The 13,659-nt window shown below is 40.7% G+C and carries 17 protein-coding genes; 9 read left to right on the top strand and 8 right to left on the bottom strand.

What is annotated here, in order from left to right; translation table 11 throughout:
- Window positions 1–28: 28 nt before the first annotated feature.
- From J0X14_RS15510 to J0X14_RS15490, 5 genes are all read left to right on the top strand, one after another.
- The gene (locus J0X14_RS15510; RefSeq protein WP_207098724.1) at window positions 29–808 is read left to right on the top strand and encodes an MlaE family ABC transporter permease; all 780 of its coding nucleotides are present in this window, start codon (window positions 29–31) and stop codon (window positions 806–808) included.
- Complete coding sequence (locus tag J0X14_RS15505) at window positions 808–1,590, top strand: ABC transporter ATP-binding protein (RefSeq protein WP_207098797.1); 783 nt, start codon at window positions 808–810, stop codon at window positions 1,588–1,590. The genes J0X14_RS15510 and J0X14_RS15505 overlap by 1 nt, the downstream gene beginning before the upstream one ends.
- Before the next feature lie 4 nt (window positions 1,591–1,594).
- On the top strand, window positions 1,595–2,575 hold the full coding sequence (locus tag J0X14_RS15500) for an MlaD family protein (RefSeq protein ID WP_207098723.1): 981 nt from the start codon (window positions 1,595–1,597) through the stop codon (window positions 2,573–2,575).
- 78 nt (window positions 2,576–2,653) lie between these two features.
- Window positions 2,654–3,475: an ATP cone domain-containing protein gene (locus J0X14_RS15495; RefSeq protein ID WP_207098796.1), complete on the top strand. Its 822-nt coding sequence runs from the start codon at window positions 2,654–2,656 to the stop codon at window positions 3,473–3,475.
- Between the two features lie 7 nt (window positions 3,476–3,482).
- Window positions 3,483–4,853, top strand: a complete 1,371-nt coding sequence (locus J0X14_RS15490; protein WP_207098722.1) for an MBL fold metallo-hydrolase RNA specificity domain-containing protein — start codon at window positions 3,483–3,485, stop codon at window positions 4,851–4,853.
- Here the strand turns inward: J0X14_RS15490 and upp are convergent.
- From upp to J0X14_RS15460, 6 genes are all read right to left on the bottom strand, one after another.
- Window positions 4,848–5,501, bottom strand: a complete 654-nt coding sequence (gene upp, locus J0X14_RS15485) for a uracil phosphoribosyltransferase (protein ID WP_207098721.1) — start codon at window positions 5,499–5,501, stop codon at window positions 4,848–4,850. The genes J0X14_RS15490 and upp overlap by 6 nt on opposite strands.
- 71 nt (window positions 5,502–5,572) lie before the next feature.
- Complete coding sequence (locus tag J0X14_RS15480; RefSeq protein WP_207098720.1) at window positions 5,573–6,094, bottom strand: flavodoxin domain-containing protein; 522 nt, start codon at window positions 6,092–6,094, stop codon at window positions 5,573–5,575.
- Window positions 6,095–6,260: 166 nt separating this feature from the next.
- On the bottom strand, window positions 6,261–6,965 hold the full coding sequence (gene deoD / locus J0X14_RS15475) for a purine-nucleoside phosphorylase (RefSeq protein ID WP_207098719.1): 705 nt from the start codon (window positions 6,963–6,965) through the stop codon (window positions 6,261–6,263).
- Between the two features lie 9 nt (window positions 6,966–6,974).
- The gene (deoC, locus tag J0X14_RS15470; protein ID WP_207098718.1) at window positions 6,975–7,613 is read right to left on the bottom strand and encodes a deoxyribose-phosphate aldolase; all 639 of its coding nucleotides are present in this window, start codon (window positions 7,611–7,613) and stop codon (window positions 6,975–6,977) included.
- Between the two features lies 1 nt (window position 7,614).
- Window positions 7,615–8,019 (bottom strand): hypothetical protein, encoded by a 405-nt coding sequence (locus J0X14_RS15465; protein ID WP_207098717.1) that lies wholly within the window; start codon window positions 8,017–8,019, stop codon window positions 7,615–7,617.
- An 88-nt stretch (window positions 8,020–8,107) separates the two neighbouring features.
- Window positions 8,108–8,488: a hypothetical protein gene (locus J0X14_RS15460; protein ID WP_207098716.1), complete on the bottom strand. Its 381-nt coding sequence runs from the start codon at window positions 8,486–8,488 to the stop codon at window positions 8,108–8,110.
- A gap of 123 nt (window positions 8,489–8,611) precedes the next feature.
- On the opposite strand from J0X14_RS15460, the gene J0X14_RS15455 reads away from it, so the two are divergent.
- Window positions 8,612–8,962 (top strand): carboxymuconolactone decarboxylase family protein, encoded by a 351-nt coding sequence (locus J0X14_RS15455; RefSeq protein WP_207098715.1) that lies wholly within the window; start codon window positions 8,612–8,614, stop codon window positions 8,960–8,962.
- Here the strand turns inward: J0X14_RS15455 and J0X14_RS15450 are convergent.
- A complete protein-coding gene (locus J0X14_RS15450) occupies window positions 8,959–9,579 on the bottom strand; it encodes a WG repeat-containing protein (RefSeq protein ID WP_207098714.1) in 621 nt (206 codons plus the stop codon). The two genes, J0X14_RS15455 and J0X14_RS15450, sit on opposite strands and share 4 nt — an antisense overlap.
- A gap of 122 nt (window positions 9,580–9,701) precedes the next feature.
- Between J0X14_RS15450 and J0X14_RS15445 the strand changes: the two genes are divergently transcribed.
- The gene (locus J0X14_RS15445) at window positions 9,702–10,622 is read left to right on the top strand and encodes a universal stress protein (RefSeq protein ID WP_242528055.1); all 921 of its coding nucleotides are present in this window, start codon (window positions 9,702–9,704) and stop codon (window positions 10,620–10,622) included.
- Here J0X14_RS15445 and J0X14_RS15440 read toward each other — a convergent pair.
- Entirely contained in the window at window positions 10,608–11,015 is a 408-nt protein-coding gene (locus J0X14_RS15440) for a hypothetical protein (RefSeq protein ID WP_207098713.1), read from the bottom strand. The two genes, J0X14_RS15445 and J0X14_RS15440, sit on opposite strands and share 15 nt — an antisense overlap.
- A gap of 84 nt (window positions 11,016–11,099) precedes the next feature.
- On the opposite strand from J0X14_RS15440, the gene J0X14_RS19220 reads away from it, so the two are divergent.
- Both J0X14_RS19220 and J0X14_RS15430 read left to right on the top strand, forming a co-directional pair.
- Window positions 11,100–12,629 (top strand): PAS domain S-box protein, encoded by a 1,530-nt coding sequence (locus J0X14_RS19220; RefSeq protein ID WP_207098712.1) that lies wholly within the window; start codon window positions 11,100–11,102, stop codon window positions 12,627–12,629.
- On the top strand, window positions 12,607–13,653 hold the full coding sequence (locus J0X14_RS15430; protein ID WP_207098711.1) for a response regulator: 1,047 nt from the start codon (window positions 12,607–12,609) through the stop codon (window positions 13,651–13,653). The genes J0X14_RS19220 and J0X14_RS15430 overlap by 23 nt, the downstream gene beginning before the upstream one ends.
- Window positions 13,654–13,659 lie beyond the last annotated feature (6 nt).

The following is a 13,659-nucleotide window of genomic DNA, read 5'->3' as shown; positions in this document are numbered from 1 at the left end:
AAAATGACTTGCTTCAAATGATGGAATTATGCAAACGTCACAAGCTACTTTACGAATACGAAAGTTCTTCATAGAGATTGGGGAGCTATCTTATTTAGCCGGACGTTTTTTTAAAGTGGGTTTTAAACCTCCTTTTGAGTTCAGGGAATTTTTACGGCAGTGCTACAACATGGGTAATCGCTCCTTGGTTTTGGTCTTGGTCACGGGATTTATTATTGGTTTGGTGCTCACCTTGCAATCCAGACCCACCCTTATTGAATTTGGCGCGGTTTCGTGGATGCCCAATATGGTAGGTATTTCCATTGTAAGGGAACTTGGTCCAGTGATTACAGCCTTGGTCTGTGCAGGGCGCATAGCATCTGGAATAGGAGCTGAACTGGGGTCAATGCGGGTAACGGAACAGATTGACGCCATGGAGGTTTCTGGAACCAACCCATTTAAATTCTTGGTTGTTACCCGGATTATGGCCACCACATTAATGCTGCCCCTTTTGGTTATTTTGGGAGATACCGTTGCACTTTATGGTTCAGCACTCGTAGAGAATTTTAAGGGCAATGTTTCCTTTCAATTATATTTTAATGCAGTATTCAGTGCCCTTTCTTACGGAGATTTGATCCCTGCTACCATAAAATCATTCTTTTTTGGTTTTGCTATTGGTCTTGTGGGATGTTACAAGGGATATTACAGCAAAAAAGGGACAGCCGGCGTAGGGATGGCGGCAAATACCGCTGTGGTCTTTACTTCCATGCTATTGTTTGTGATTGATTTTATAGCGGTGTTTATATCCGATATTTTTTATGAACTATGATGTCCAAGGAAAAGAAAATAGTGACTGAAGCCGTACCGGGTCAAGCCCTTAAAGAGATGATTCACATTGAAGGATTGTACAAAAGCTTTGGTGATAACCATGTACTCAATGGCTTCAACATGAATCTATACGAGGGGGAGAATTTGGTGGTCATGGGCAAATCAGGTTCAGGCAAGTCAGTAATGATAAAATGTCTAGTGGGTTTGGTAAAGCCCGATGCTGGTAAAATCATTGTCATGGGTCAGGATATCAATGAACTCAACCAAGAAGCCCTTGATATTTTGCGGGCGGATATCGGTTTTTTGTTTCAGGGCAGTGCTCTTTACGATTCCATGACGGTTCGAGAAAACCTGGAATTCCCCATGAGAAGGCACCAAAAGAAAATGGGTGTGGTCACTGATACCACTCCCTTTGTCTTGGAAGCCCTTAAAAGTGTTGGGTTGGAGCATACCATGGATTTAATGCCCGAAGAGCTTTCAGGAGGTATGAAAAGAAGGGTGGCCTTGGCACGAGCCATTATATTGCGCCCAAAAATCATTTTATATGATGAACCCACAAGTGGGCTGGATCCAATCACTTCAAAAGAAATTATAGAACTTATGCGCAATATCCAAAAAGAATATGGCACATCTTCATTAATCATAACACATGATGTGGACTGTGCCCGGGTAATTTCCGAACGAATGATTTTACTCGTTGATGGCGTCAATTATGCTGAGGGCACTTTTCAGGATCTTACCAATTCCAATGATCCAAAAGTGCAGGCATTTTTTAAAAAATAACGAAATGGATAAAACAACAACAGAAAAAATAAGGCTAGGGGTTTTTGTCACCTTGGGGACCATTTTGCTGGTTCTTGCAGCCTACTTTATTGGGAATAGACAAAATCTGTTTGGCAACACCTTTACCATCAATGCAGTTTTTAAAAACGTGAACGGTCTTCAAAAAGGCAATAATGTGAGGTACTCCGGAATTGATATTGGAACCGTTAATTCGATAGAAATGTTAAATGACACCACGATTGTAGTTGCCATGGTCATTCAAGAGAAAATGCTGCAACATATCCAAAAAAATGCCATCGCCAGCATTGGCTCGGATGGTTTGGTAGGAAGTATGATCGTGAACATTGTACCAGGACGTGGAGGAGGGGAGCCTATTGTATCTGGGGATCAAATTGTTTCGTACAGCAAGATAGGATCGGATGATATGTTGAGCACCTTGAATGTCACCAATGAAAATGCGGCGCTTTTAACGGCTGATCTGTTGGAAATAACAGAGAAATTAAAACACAACAAGGGAACCTTGGGAAGGTTGCTCAATGACTCAGTGATGTCAAACAACCTTTTACAAACTTCCATCAACCTAAAAAAGATGAGTGACGAAGCAAATGTTACCCTAGAAATACTCAATGGTATCATAACCGATATTAATTTTGAAAATAGCGTGGCCGATGTATTATTGAGCGACTCCATTTCTGGTCAGCAGATGAAAAACATCTTGGTAAACTTAGAGGCTTCGAGCCAAAAAATGGTATCAATTTCCCATACGCTCGATAGTCTTTCCTCAACAATTTCCAAAGGAAAAGGAACCATAAACTACTTAGCGACAGACACCGTTCTGGTAAACCAATTGGAACGAACCATGCATAGTATCGAGGAAGGAACGGCACGCTTTAATGAAAACATGGAAGCCCTAAAGCATAATTTTTTGACTCGTAGGTATTTTAGAAAACAGGAAAAAGCAGCAAGTAAGGAAAATAAGGACTAGGCAATTGTAGATCGCTTTTTTGTTTAAACGATTATAGAATTGATGCTATTTTAGAAGAATGAAAGAAAGGAATTCGATATAATAAAATCCTCAGGGGAGAAGACCCGGTTTTCTGTTGAAAAATTGCGAAACTCCTTAAAATCAAGTGGTGCCACCCATAATGTAATCAATAAAATTGTGGATCAGGTGATGGATGAGCTGTATCCAGAAATTACCACCCGGGAAATCTATAATCGGGCATTTGCTTTATTGAAAAAGGCCAAATCAGTATATGCTTCCAAATACAAATTAAAAAAAGCCATTTATGAGCTGGGTCCAACAGGGTTTCCATTTGAACGTTTTGTTGCGGGAATTTTGCATTACTCCGGGTACCGAACCAAGGTTGGCGAAGTGCTCCAGGGAGATTGTGTTTCCCATGAAATTGATGTACTGGCCATTAAAAATGGTACCCTGAACATCATCGAATGCAAATTCCATGGAGATGGCGGTCTCAATTGCAACATCAAAGTGCCTTTGTACATCAATTCTAGATACAATGACGTAAAGGGACCACTGGAATCCCAAAAGGAAAAAGAGTATAAGTACACCTTGGGTTGGGTGGTCACCAATACCCGCTTTACGGAGGATGCCCTGCAATACGGAAAATGCGTTGGACTCTATTTGTTGAGTTGGGACCATCCTGAAGGAGATGGTCTTAAGGATAGGATTGACCGATTGGGACTCTATCCAATAACCGTTTCCACTTTGCTCACCAACAGGGAAAAGCAATTTCTATTGGATAGAAATGTGGTACTCTGCAGGCAATTGCGGGAAGATATGTTTTACCTCGATCATTTGGGGGTCTCCAATGGTAGAAAGGAAAGAATCATTAACGAAATGAAATCATTGTGTATTGGATAAACACGCTATGAAAAAACTTAAAGTCCATTTTTTAGGGGCATCTGGCACCGTGACCGGTTCCAAATTTTATCTACAGACTGAAGATATCAACATTTTGGTGGACTGTGGGGTGTTCCAAGGAACCAAAGAACTACGGCAGCAAAATTGGCTCCCTCTCCCCATTGATGTACCCAAGATTGATGTGGTACTCTTGACCCATGGACATTTAGATCATTGCGGGTATCTCCCTCTTTTGGTAAAACAAGGTTTTGTGGGAGACATTCTGGGTACCGCACCTACCTTGGCCATAGCCGAAATTATATTGAATGATAGTGCCAAAATACATGAGGAAGAAGCTGAAAGAGCCAATAAAGAGGGATACAGCAAACATGACCCAGCATTGCCACTCTACGATCAAGAAGATGTAAAACAAACCCTAAATTATTTTAAGCGTATTGAGGAAGGGGAGAACATTGAACTTGCTCCTAATTGCAGTGCATGTTTTAAATACAACGGGCATATTATAGGATCCACTTTTATTGAACTGAACATCCATGAAAAGGTACTTGTCTTTTCTGGAGATGTAGGCCGATTGAACGATGACTTATTAGACCCACCATTACAACCGGAATGGGCCGATTATCTTTTTGTGGAAAGCACGTATGGGGACAAAGACCACCCTGAAGAAGATGTGGAAACCATTTTTAAGGATCTTGTACAACGAACCTTGAAAAACCGAGGCACTTTAATCATCCCCTCCTTTGCCGTGGAACGGTTACAATCCTTAATGTATCTGCTATGGAAACTGTACGACAAAAATAAGATTCCCAACATCCCAATTTTTGTGGATAGTCCCATGGGCACCAATGTTTTGGATGTATTTGGAAACTTTCCAGAGTGGCATAAACTTTCCATGAGCGAGTATCACAACATGTGCAACCATGTGAACTTAGTAAGCTCGTATCGAGAAACTTGGGAAACCATTGATGACCCACGGCCCAAAATTGTCATTGCAGGGAGCGGTATGGTTACGGGCGGAAGGGTTTTGACCTATTTAAAGCAATTGATGGATTTAAAATCCACCACCGTTTTGCTTGTGGGGTATCAAGCTGAAGAAACTCGGGGAAGAAAACTGTTGGAAGGTGCCCAAGAATTAAAAATCTTTGGAAAATATATTCCCGTGAAGGCAAAAATTGAGCATCTGGAAAGCTTGTCCGCACATGCAGACCAAAACGAATTATTGCATTGGATGGGTGCCATAAAAAACATTCCAGAAAAAGTTTTTTTGATTCATGGTGAAGATGAAGCTCTATATGCCTTTAAGGACAAGATACATGAAACCTATGGGTGGCATTGTCATATTCCTGCGCTTCACGAAATGGTTGAAATCCTATTATAATTTCTCACCGTAGGACAGGTCTCCGGCATCACCAAGACCCGGAATAATATAACCTTTGCTGGTAAGCTCTTCATCAACCGACGCTATCCATAATTCGGTCTCCTCCGGAAAAATTTCCTGTACATGGGCTACCCCAGCTTTTGAACCTATCACGGAAATAATGTGGATTTTCTTAGGAGTGCCGTGTCCACTAAGGGCTTCCAACACATTTTCCAAGGTCTTTCCTGTTGCCAGCATGGGGTCAGTCAAAACCAAGGTTTTTCCCTTTAGGGAAGGAGCCGCTAAGTATTTCACAATGACCTCAAAATCGTCTCCACCATCTGGATGATGTCTGTAGGCAGAGATGAATGCGTTTTCTGCTCCATCAAAATAATTTAAAATGCCATGGTGCAAGGGCAATCCGGCGCGGAGTACAGAACAAAGCACCAACGAATCTATGGTTTGCGCGCTTTTCTTTGTTCCGAAAGGGGTATCAACCACAATAGGTTCATAATCCAGTCTCTTGCTCAATTCATAAGCGAGTACCTCACCAATGCGTTCAATGTTTCTTCGGAATCGCATGGAGTCCTTTTGAAGGGTTTTATCCCGAATTTCTGCCATAAAAGTATTGAGGATTGAATTCTCTGAGTCAAAACGATGGATTATCATGGAATGGCGTTTTAGGTCAATTCAAAGATTGAACAATACCCCTAAAAGTAATCAGAAAATGGAAACCACCTTTATTTTGCAAAACCCAAGACAAAAGACCGCACCGCATCCCAATCGGTGTACTCATGGTCTTTGGACGTATCTGTGGACCCACCTTCTTTTTTAGCAATCATTCGCATGATAAGCTTTTTAAAATAGTCGTATTGGGTATACTTGAGCGCTCCGGCTATGTGATTAATTTCATTGGGTTTCCATCCCGTTTGGTCCAAAAAGTGCTGCGCGATTTTCTTCACTTCCTCATGCTCCTCCTTAATATCTGAAGCTACAGCCATACAAACCGAAAAGAAGGCAGAATGCTTTCTATTAAGTTCATCCAAATTCTGCATGACATAATTTTTGATGGAGGAATGGTACTTCTGGATATGGATGGAACTACCAATCAGTACGGCATCAAATTTTTCTGGTGATGGTGGGTCTTCGGTTGCATCAGCAATCACTACGCTATGGTTCTTTGATTGTAGGATCTCTTCCATAAAGCGGGAAATTTTTCGGGTCTGTCCCTCACTTGTGGCGTAAACGATAAGAATTTTCATCAGGTTAAGATTTTAGATTGAATGCATTGAATGATTGTAAATGTAAGAGCTGCTTTTTATTGCTGAAATGACATTCGTCAATGGAAAAAAATAATGCCCACTGCTTTGCAGGTAGGATAAGTTGCCCGCGATTTTGGGTGTACTTTTTTAGAAAAGGGAATCTATTTTAGGGCATGGCAGCCGCCAATGCAATTTCAACCATATTGGTAAAGGAAGTTTCTCGTTCATGTGCGGAAAGACGTTCTCCAGTGACCAAAGAGTCCGAGATGGTCAAAATAGTAAGTGCCCGGATATTATATTTAGCCGCAATGGTATACAATCCAGCAGTTTCCATCTCCACACATAAAATGCCATATTGGGCCCAGAGCTTGTATTCTTCGGGATTATCCACATAAAATTCGTCCGAAGAAAGGATGTTCCCCGCTTTTATGGGAATATTTTGCTGTTGGGCGTAGTTCACCGCTTTCTGGAACAGTTCAAAATCGGCCGTAGGGGAATAGTCAGAATTAATAAATCTTGAATTGTTCATCCCCGAAGTGGTGGAAGCCGCCATGGCCAGCACCACATCGTTCAACTTTACATCTTCTTGATAGGATCCTGCGGACCCCACCCGAATAATATTTTTCACATCATAATCCTTGATCAATTCGTGAAAATAAATCATGGAAGAGGGCATGCCCATACCGCTTCCCTGAACGGAAATCTTTCTCCCTTTGTAGGTTCCGGTATAGCCCAACATACCACGAATCCTATTATAGCAAACGGGATTCTCCAGAAACGTTTCTGCAATCCACTTGGCCCTCAAGGGGTCTCCCGGCATCAAGACCGTATCTGCAATTTCACCTTTTTTGGCTTCAATGTGTATGCTCATCAGTATGGTTTAGTTCAATAATGAAGGCCCTGAAGAGGTTCCTATTCTGGACACGCCCAATTCAATATATTTCAAGGCGGTCTCTTTGTCCTTTATTCCTCCTGAGGCTTTGATTTTTGCGTTATCACCTACCATTCTTTTCATTAAAATAATATCCTCAAAAGTGGCCCCGCCACTTCCAAATCCTGTGGAGGTTTTAACGAAATCGGCACCAGCCTCAACTGCCAAGGTGCAAGCCTTTTCCTTTTCCGGTGTGGTAAGGTAACAGGTTTCTATGATTACTTTTAGAATGGTACTGCCGATAGTTTGTTTTATGGATTGGATCTCATTGCGTACCAAATCATAATTATTGGATCTTAACCAACCCAAATTAATGACCATGTCTATTTCGTCCGCACCATTTTCCACACAATCCTTTGCTTCAAATACTTTGGCTTTGGTAGACATGGCACCCAAGGGAAAACCGACCACGGCAGCAAGGTTTACTTTCGAATTTTTCAGTGCTTCCTTTGCTAACGATACATGGCATCCATTGACGCAAACGGCATAAAAACCATGGTTTATGGCTTCTTCGCACAGTTTTTTAATGTCCGATGGAAGTGCGGTGGGCTTTAGATTGGTATGGTCAATAAAATCCGGTAAAAACATATCAATGGTTAAAGAGCTGTTTCAATCTAAAGATAATCAACATCTCCGACTTGTTTTTCCCTGCAAAGGAATAGGCAATGCTCTTTGCGGTTTCTACAATCAGGGCCTTTAATTTTGGAGTGAATTTTTCGGGGTGATCTTTGTAGAACTCCTTAAATTCATTAAAATATTCTTCCCCGTCTTTCTCCTCATCTTCCAACCAATCAAAAACAATTTCTATCTGATAGGCCGCATCAGTATGGAATTCATCCTCAAAATCATCAACGTTCAACCAATGTTGTCGGACATATTTTCGTAGCCTTTTTATTTCCACAGGTCTAACGTTTTTATCGGCAATAGCCACTGCATAAAAGAGCATACCGAGATTTTGGTAGAATTCGTTTCCTATTTTTTCTGAATTGAGCATGGCTACATTTTTATTTTCAATTAAAGGTAGCACCAATCTCCATTGCTTTTTATGACAATGATCATGGTCTTGGCCAGCAATTGGCTACCTAGTTGTTCCTTCGTTGTACAGTTCTATTGCTACGGCCTCTATCGACATTTTTCTGCTGGTGATAACGTTGAATATCATCTTCATAATAATTGCGTATGCGTTCATAACGAGAACGATTCAAATTGTAGGATCGATAGTGTGATGGAAGGGCATTTCGCCGTACCCAAACACCACCATCCAAATACAAATAGGTTCTTGTGGATAGATCATAATAAATGGTCAACTCAGGAAAGAAAATATAGCGTACCGTTTCAACTCGGTGAGGGTAAAACCATGGTGGTGGAGGGTCTGCCAATCTGTGGGATACGATTACGGGCCCACAGGCCTGAAACCCCAATAAGGCAAGAAACAAAACGGGATAAAAAACAAACTTTTTCATGACGTACTATTTAATACAACAAGGTAGTTTACAGGTGGTTTTCAATAAATGATCTACGTCATTACACAACACAATGCTTAGCGATAGCTTTGATAAGAAAACGTAACCTAAAAACAGTTTGTCATGTTAAAAGATCATCCAAAAAAACATAAAGAACTCATCGGGTTAATGGAGCAATTGGGAAGTAAGATTCCTGATACAATGGGAGCTTTTGAACAACTCCATATATCTGGTATTGCAGATGGGGTACTCAACAAAAAGACCAAGGAACTGATTGCTTTGGGCATTGCCATTACTGTGAGATGCGATGGCTGCATTGCCTTTCATGTGCATGATGCCCTGGAGTCTGGTGCAACCTCCAGTGAGATAGCGGAGACCATTGGGGTCGCCGTACTTATGGGAGGTGGGCCCGCAGTGGTCTATGGTTGTGAGGCATTGGAAGCCTTGGAGCAATTCTCAATACTTTCTGATTAGAGATCTAGTTTCTTGATTTCCCAGTTCTTGTCTTTTTTAACGGCAATCAATTTGTTATTGAGCATTTTGGACCAAATGGGAGGTATTTTATACCGTTTTTTAGTCATTTGAATATTGTAGCGCCTGTTTAAAAATTCAAGGATGTTGCCATCCACATCCATCAAAATCTCATGGAACTTGTATTCATAAATATCAAGGTTGAACTCATTTTTGCCTCTATGGACCTTTTCAAAAATGATACCTGTTGTCATTCCATTCTCAAAGGGGCGTACATTTAAGAATTGATGTTCAATGACCAAATTCCCTTCTGTGTCGATGAATCCAAATACGGGAATCTCGTCGACCATTTTTTGAACAATACAACGGCCATTTGAGAATTTGGGATAATGAACCGACCGAACATCATCATAGGTTTCTTCGGTATCTTTATTCCAATAGAGATCATCCCTAAAATTAATGACGATATGGCCTACATCATCTATAAAAGCCCACTCATTACCTTTCTGTACCGGGGCAAGTCCCTCATGAAAAGGAGCTACGAAATCCAAATCTTTCGGGAGTTGGGCATTTATTCCAATACAAAATAAAACGGTGAATATGGATAGTACTATTTTCATGGCGCTATTTTTTTAGATTCTTATAAAGATCATGCCCAATAGTTATTTCTGAAATGACCTAGGTCATGGAAAAAGATGTATGGAGCATCTACATTTGGGGTTAAACCTCAAAAGAAACAATCATGGCTTCTGGAGTTAAAACTTTGGATTCCACTTTTTCATTTCCATGGAAAAGTCAAGTTCATTTAACAGCTGATATGACCATCATGAAAAAGATATTGGTCCCGGTCGATTTTTCCGAACATTCGGGCTATGCCTTGGAAGTTGCCTCGCACATTGCCAAGGAACACGGAGCGGGAATCCTAATTTTGCACATGCTGGGATTGTCAGAATCCGTCTTGGCCAAATCTGAAGAGGAGGAACTGAAAGAAGCAAAATATTATATGAACTTAGCCAAGGAAAAAATAAAAGAGTTCACAAAGAAAGAGTTTCTTGAAAATATTCCTGTGGAGGCCATTATCCAGAATTACAAAATATTCAGTGAAGTGGATCATGTGGCCCAAGAACACAATTGTGACCTCATTGTAATGGGATCCCATGGAACCGGTGGTATTAGTCGGTTTTTTGTAGGCTCTAATACAGAAAAGGTGATTCGAACCTCAAAAGTCCCTGTTTTGGTGATCAAACAACCGCACAAAGATTTCAACATCAAACAAATAGCTTTTGCCTACGATTTGGACTTGGAGAACATTTCGGCCTATATCAAAGCTGTTTCATTTGCCCAACTGTTTTCGGCCAAGCTGGAAACTTTTTATGTGAACACTTTAGGGGCCAATTATATAGGGTATTCCGATATTGAAAAGAAAATTAAAAACTTTACCGATAAACTAGGAGAAGAAGTGCCTGTACGAATTTACAATCACTACAGTGTAGAAAGAGGTATTTTCAACTTTTGTTCAGAACATGCTATAGATCTTTTGATCATCCCAACCCATGGCAGAAAAGGAATTGCCCATTTCTTGGCCGGAAGTACTGCCGAAAATGTTTCCAACCATGCCAAGTTACCCGTACTTACCCTAAAACTTTTATCAAGTTCTGAATAGCAGTTCAATTCTACCCAATAGAATAAGCTCGGATTTGTTACTGCCTGCAAAAGCAGAGGTAATGGCTCTAGCTGTAGACATTATAAGCTGTTTTACAGTTTCTGGGAACAGGATTTTGTACTCGCTATAGAAAGCTTCAAACTCTTCGAAGATTTCCTCACTGTCTTTTCCGTATTCCAAAAACCAGTCAAAAACGCTCTCTATCTGAAAAGCGGCATCGGTTCCATATTCATCTTCAACATCGTCCACATCCAACCAGTGCTCACGAACCACCTCCTTTAATCTATCTATTTCCTTTACGTGAATACTATGGTCTGCCATGGCCACTGCATAGAAAAGCTTCCCCAAATTTTGGTAAAATTCGTTTCCAAGTCTCTTTTTTGAATCCATCATCTTGATGTTTTTAGGGTTTGAATAAATATAAATATGGAAAGTACTTTCTCCCATGATCTAAATCAGTTTTTTTAACTTTAGTCTGTGAAACTCTTCGAGAAAAGCGATGTTTTCAGAATCTTAACAGAAGTAATTTCTGAAGGAATTCTTATTGTTGATGATCAACAGCATATTGTGGCCAGCAATGCGGTGGCCAACCGAATGTTCGGTTACCCAGAAGGAGAACTCAGTGGTAAGCCCTTGGAAATTTTAATTCCAAAAAAAATCAAGAGTCAGCACAAGGGCGATGCAGATGGCTTCATACAAAAGGGACGTAGAAGAAAGATGGGGCAAGGCTTAGATCTTGTTGGTCTTCAGAAAGATGGGGGAGAGTTTCCCCTTGAAATAAGCCTTAACCCATTTAGACTGCTACAAAGGAGATATATAATGGCCATTATCGTGGACATTTCGGAACGAAAAAAGTCAGAACAAACCATAGATCATTGGTTTCAAGTTTTTAACGAGTCGCTTAACGAAATCTATATTTTTGATGCGGAATCCTTGGTGTTTATCAATGTAAACCGTGGTGCCCAGCTTAATTTGGGATATAGTATGGCAGAATTGAAACAAGTGTCCGTGCTCGATATCAAAACCGACCTTTCCGAAAAGAACTTCAAAAAGTTGATTGCCCCCTTGGCAAATAAAACCAGGGAAAAGGTTGATTTTGAAACCATCCACCGCAGGAAAGATGGCTCTACCTACCCCGTGGAAGTACACTTGCAATTGTCTTCCATTGGAAAAAAACAGGTGTTTCTTGCCATTGTACTGGATATCACCGAGCGGAAAAACTATACCCAACACTTGGAAAACAAGGTAGAAGAGCGTACTGAACAACTCAGGGAAGCTTTAAAAGCGGAAAAACAGTTGAATGAGCTTAAGACCAAGTTCCTTTCCTTGGTCTCGCATGAGTTCAAAACGCCCTTGACCAGTATACTGACCTCTACCTCGTTGCTGTCTAAATATACAGAGACCGAAGAGCAACAAAAACGGGACAAACACATCAATACAATAAAAGAGAAGGTAAAGTATTTGGACAGTATCCTTACGGATTTTTTATCTATAGAACGGTTGGATACGGGAAAGGTAAAGTACAATATCACCTCCTTTCCTTTGAGCAAGCTCATTAATGAAGTGGTCTATAATTCCAATACACTTTTAAAGGAAGGCCAACGAATTCAATATCCAAAAGATATTGATGGTATAACGGTATCCTTTGATGAAAAAATCATGGCCTTGGCGCTGTCCAATTTGTTGCACAATGCCATAAAATATTCTTTGGAGGATACCAGTATAAAAATTCAGGTCGCAGAAAACGATAAAAACCTCCAAATTGCTATCGTTGACCAAGGGCTCGGGATTCCTGAAGAAGACCAACCGTTTATTTTTGAACGCTATTTTAGGGCCAGCAACGTGCTCACCAACCAAGGCACGGGAATAGGGCTTAACATTGTAAAACAGCATATGTCCAATCTTGGGGCAGATATCAATTTTAGAAGTAAATTGGGTGAAGGTTCAACATTTACAGTGACCATACCCATAAAGAACAGTGACGATGAAAAAAATCCTACTGGTTGAGGATGACACCTCATTACGTGAAAACATAAAGGAGATGTTAGAGCTCTCAGGGTTCTTGGTGTTTTCCACTCCAAATGGAAAAATGGCCCTGGATATTGCCGAAAAAGAGACCCCTAACATTGTTCTGTGCGATATAATGATGCCTGAGATGGATGGTTACGAGGTCCTTGCGCAATTTTCTTCGTGTGAAAGCACCAAGCACATTCCCTTTATTTTTGTTTCGGCCAAAACCGAGCGTAATGATGTGAGAAAAGGGATGGATTTAGGAGCCGATGACTATTTGACCAAACCTTTTGAAGAAGAAGAACTCTTAAACGCCATCCACACTCGTCTAGAAAAAGCTAAACAGCTTGAAAGTATTTTTTTGCAGCGAAAGGAACAGGACAAACAGCACGATATTCGATCATTGAACGAGCTGAAGAATTTCTTTGATGACCACGGACAATTGTTTTCCTTTAAGAAAGATGAGACCATCTATACCATAGGCGATCATTCCAACATGGTATACCTAATTTTAAAAGGGGTGGTAAAATGTTGCGGACTGGATGAAGAAGGCAAGGAGCTTATCACCTCTGTGTATTCCGAAGACGATTTTTTGGGATTTACCTCTTTAACGGAGAACTTCCCGTATCGCGAGTATGCCATTGCCATAGAAGAAGTGGAACTAGCCGGAATTTCCAAGACCCATGTAAAATCCATTCTCGAAGAAAATCAAAGTGTTTCTTTGGAATTACTTAATGTTATGGCCGAAGATTTGGTGCATATCAAAAAACAACTACTGCAAATGGCCTATAGCTCTGTACGGAAAAAAACGGCTCAGACCTTGTTATTGTATTCCCAAGCAATGAATAAAGGAAAGAATACTCCCTTAAAAATTGCGAGGAGCGATTTGGCAGGGGTTGCAGGCATAGCCACGGAAAGCCTGATCAGGACCTTGTCCGATTTTAAGAATGAAGGGCTCATAGCCATAGAAAATCGAGATATTAGGGTTTTGGACAGCGAGGCTCTCAAACAGGTCCACTAGGTGTAA

This window comes from Allomuricauda sp. CAU 1633, assembly GCF_017313225.1.
Taxonomy (GTDB): Bacteria; Bacteroidota; Bacteroidia; order Flavobacteriales; family Flavobacteriaceae; genus Flagellimonas.
Note: the sequence above shows the minus strand (reverse complement) of the source record. Positions and strands in the feature narration are given on the sequence as shown.

Bases quoted from the DNA above. Each gene is read 5' to 3' on its own strand.
- J0X14_RS15510 (WP_207098724.1), top strand. From the start codon at position 29: ATGCAAACGTCACAAGCTACTTTACGAATACGAAAGTTCTTCATAGAG.
- J0X14_RS15505 (WP_207098797.1), top strand. From the start codon at position 808: ATGTCCAAGGAAAAGAAAATAGTGACTGAAGCCGTACCGGGTCAAGCC.
- J0X14_RS15500 (WP_207098723.1), top strand. From the start codon at position 1,595: ATGGATAAAACAACAACAGAAAAAATAAGGCTAGGGGTTTTTGTCACC.
- J0X14_RS15490 (WP_207098722.1), top strand. From the start codon at position 3,483: ATGAAAAAACTTAAAGTCCATTTTTTAGGGGCATCTGGCACCGTGACC.
- upp (WP_207098721.1), bottom strand. From the start codon at position 5,501: ATGATAATCCATCGTTTTGACTCAGAGAATTCAATCCTCAATACTTTT.
- J0X14_RS15480 (WP_207098720.1), bottom strand. From the start codon at position 6,094: ATGAAAATTCTTATCGTTTACGCCACAAGTGAGGGACAGACCCGAAAA.
- deoD (WP_207098719.1), bottom strand. From the start codon at position 6,965: ATGAGCATACACATTGAAGCCAAAAAAGGTGAAATTGCAGATACGGTC.
- deoC (WP_207098718.1), bottom strand. From the start codon at position 7,613: ATGTTTTTACCGGATTTTATTGACCATACCAATCTAAAGCCCACCGCA.
- J0X14_RS15465 (WP_207098717.1), bottom strand. From the start codon at position 8,019: ATGCTCAATTCAGAAAAAATAGGAAACGAATTCTACCAAAATCTCGGT.
- J0X14_RS15460 (WP_207098716.1), bottom strand. From the start codon at position 8,488: ATGAAAAAGTTTGTTTTTTATCCCGTTTTGTTTCTTGCCTTATTGGGG.
- J0X14_RS15455 (WP_207098715.1), top strand. From the start codon at position 8,612: ATGTTAAAAGATCATCCAAAAAAACATAAAGAACTCATCGGGTTAATG.
- J0X14_RS15450 (WP_207098714.1), bottom strand. From the start codon at position 9,579: ATGAAAATAGTACTATCCATATTCACCGTTTTATTTTGTATTGGAATA.
- J0X14_RS15445 (WP_242528055.1), top strand. From the start codon at position 9,702: ATGGCTTCTGGAGTTAAAACTTTGGATTCCACTTTTTCATTTCCATGG.
- J0X14_RS15440 (WP_207098713.1), bottom strand. From the start codon at position 11,015: ATGATGGATTCAAAAAAGAGACTTGGAAACGAATTTTACCAAAATTTG.
- J0X14_RS15430 (WP_207098711.1), top strand. From the start codon at position 12,607: ATGAAAAAAATCCTACTGGTTGAGGATGACACCTCATTACGTGAAAAC.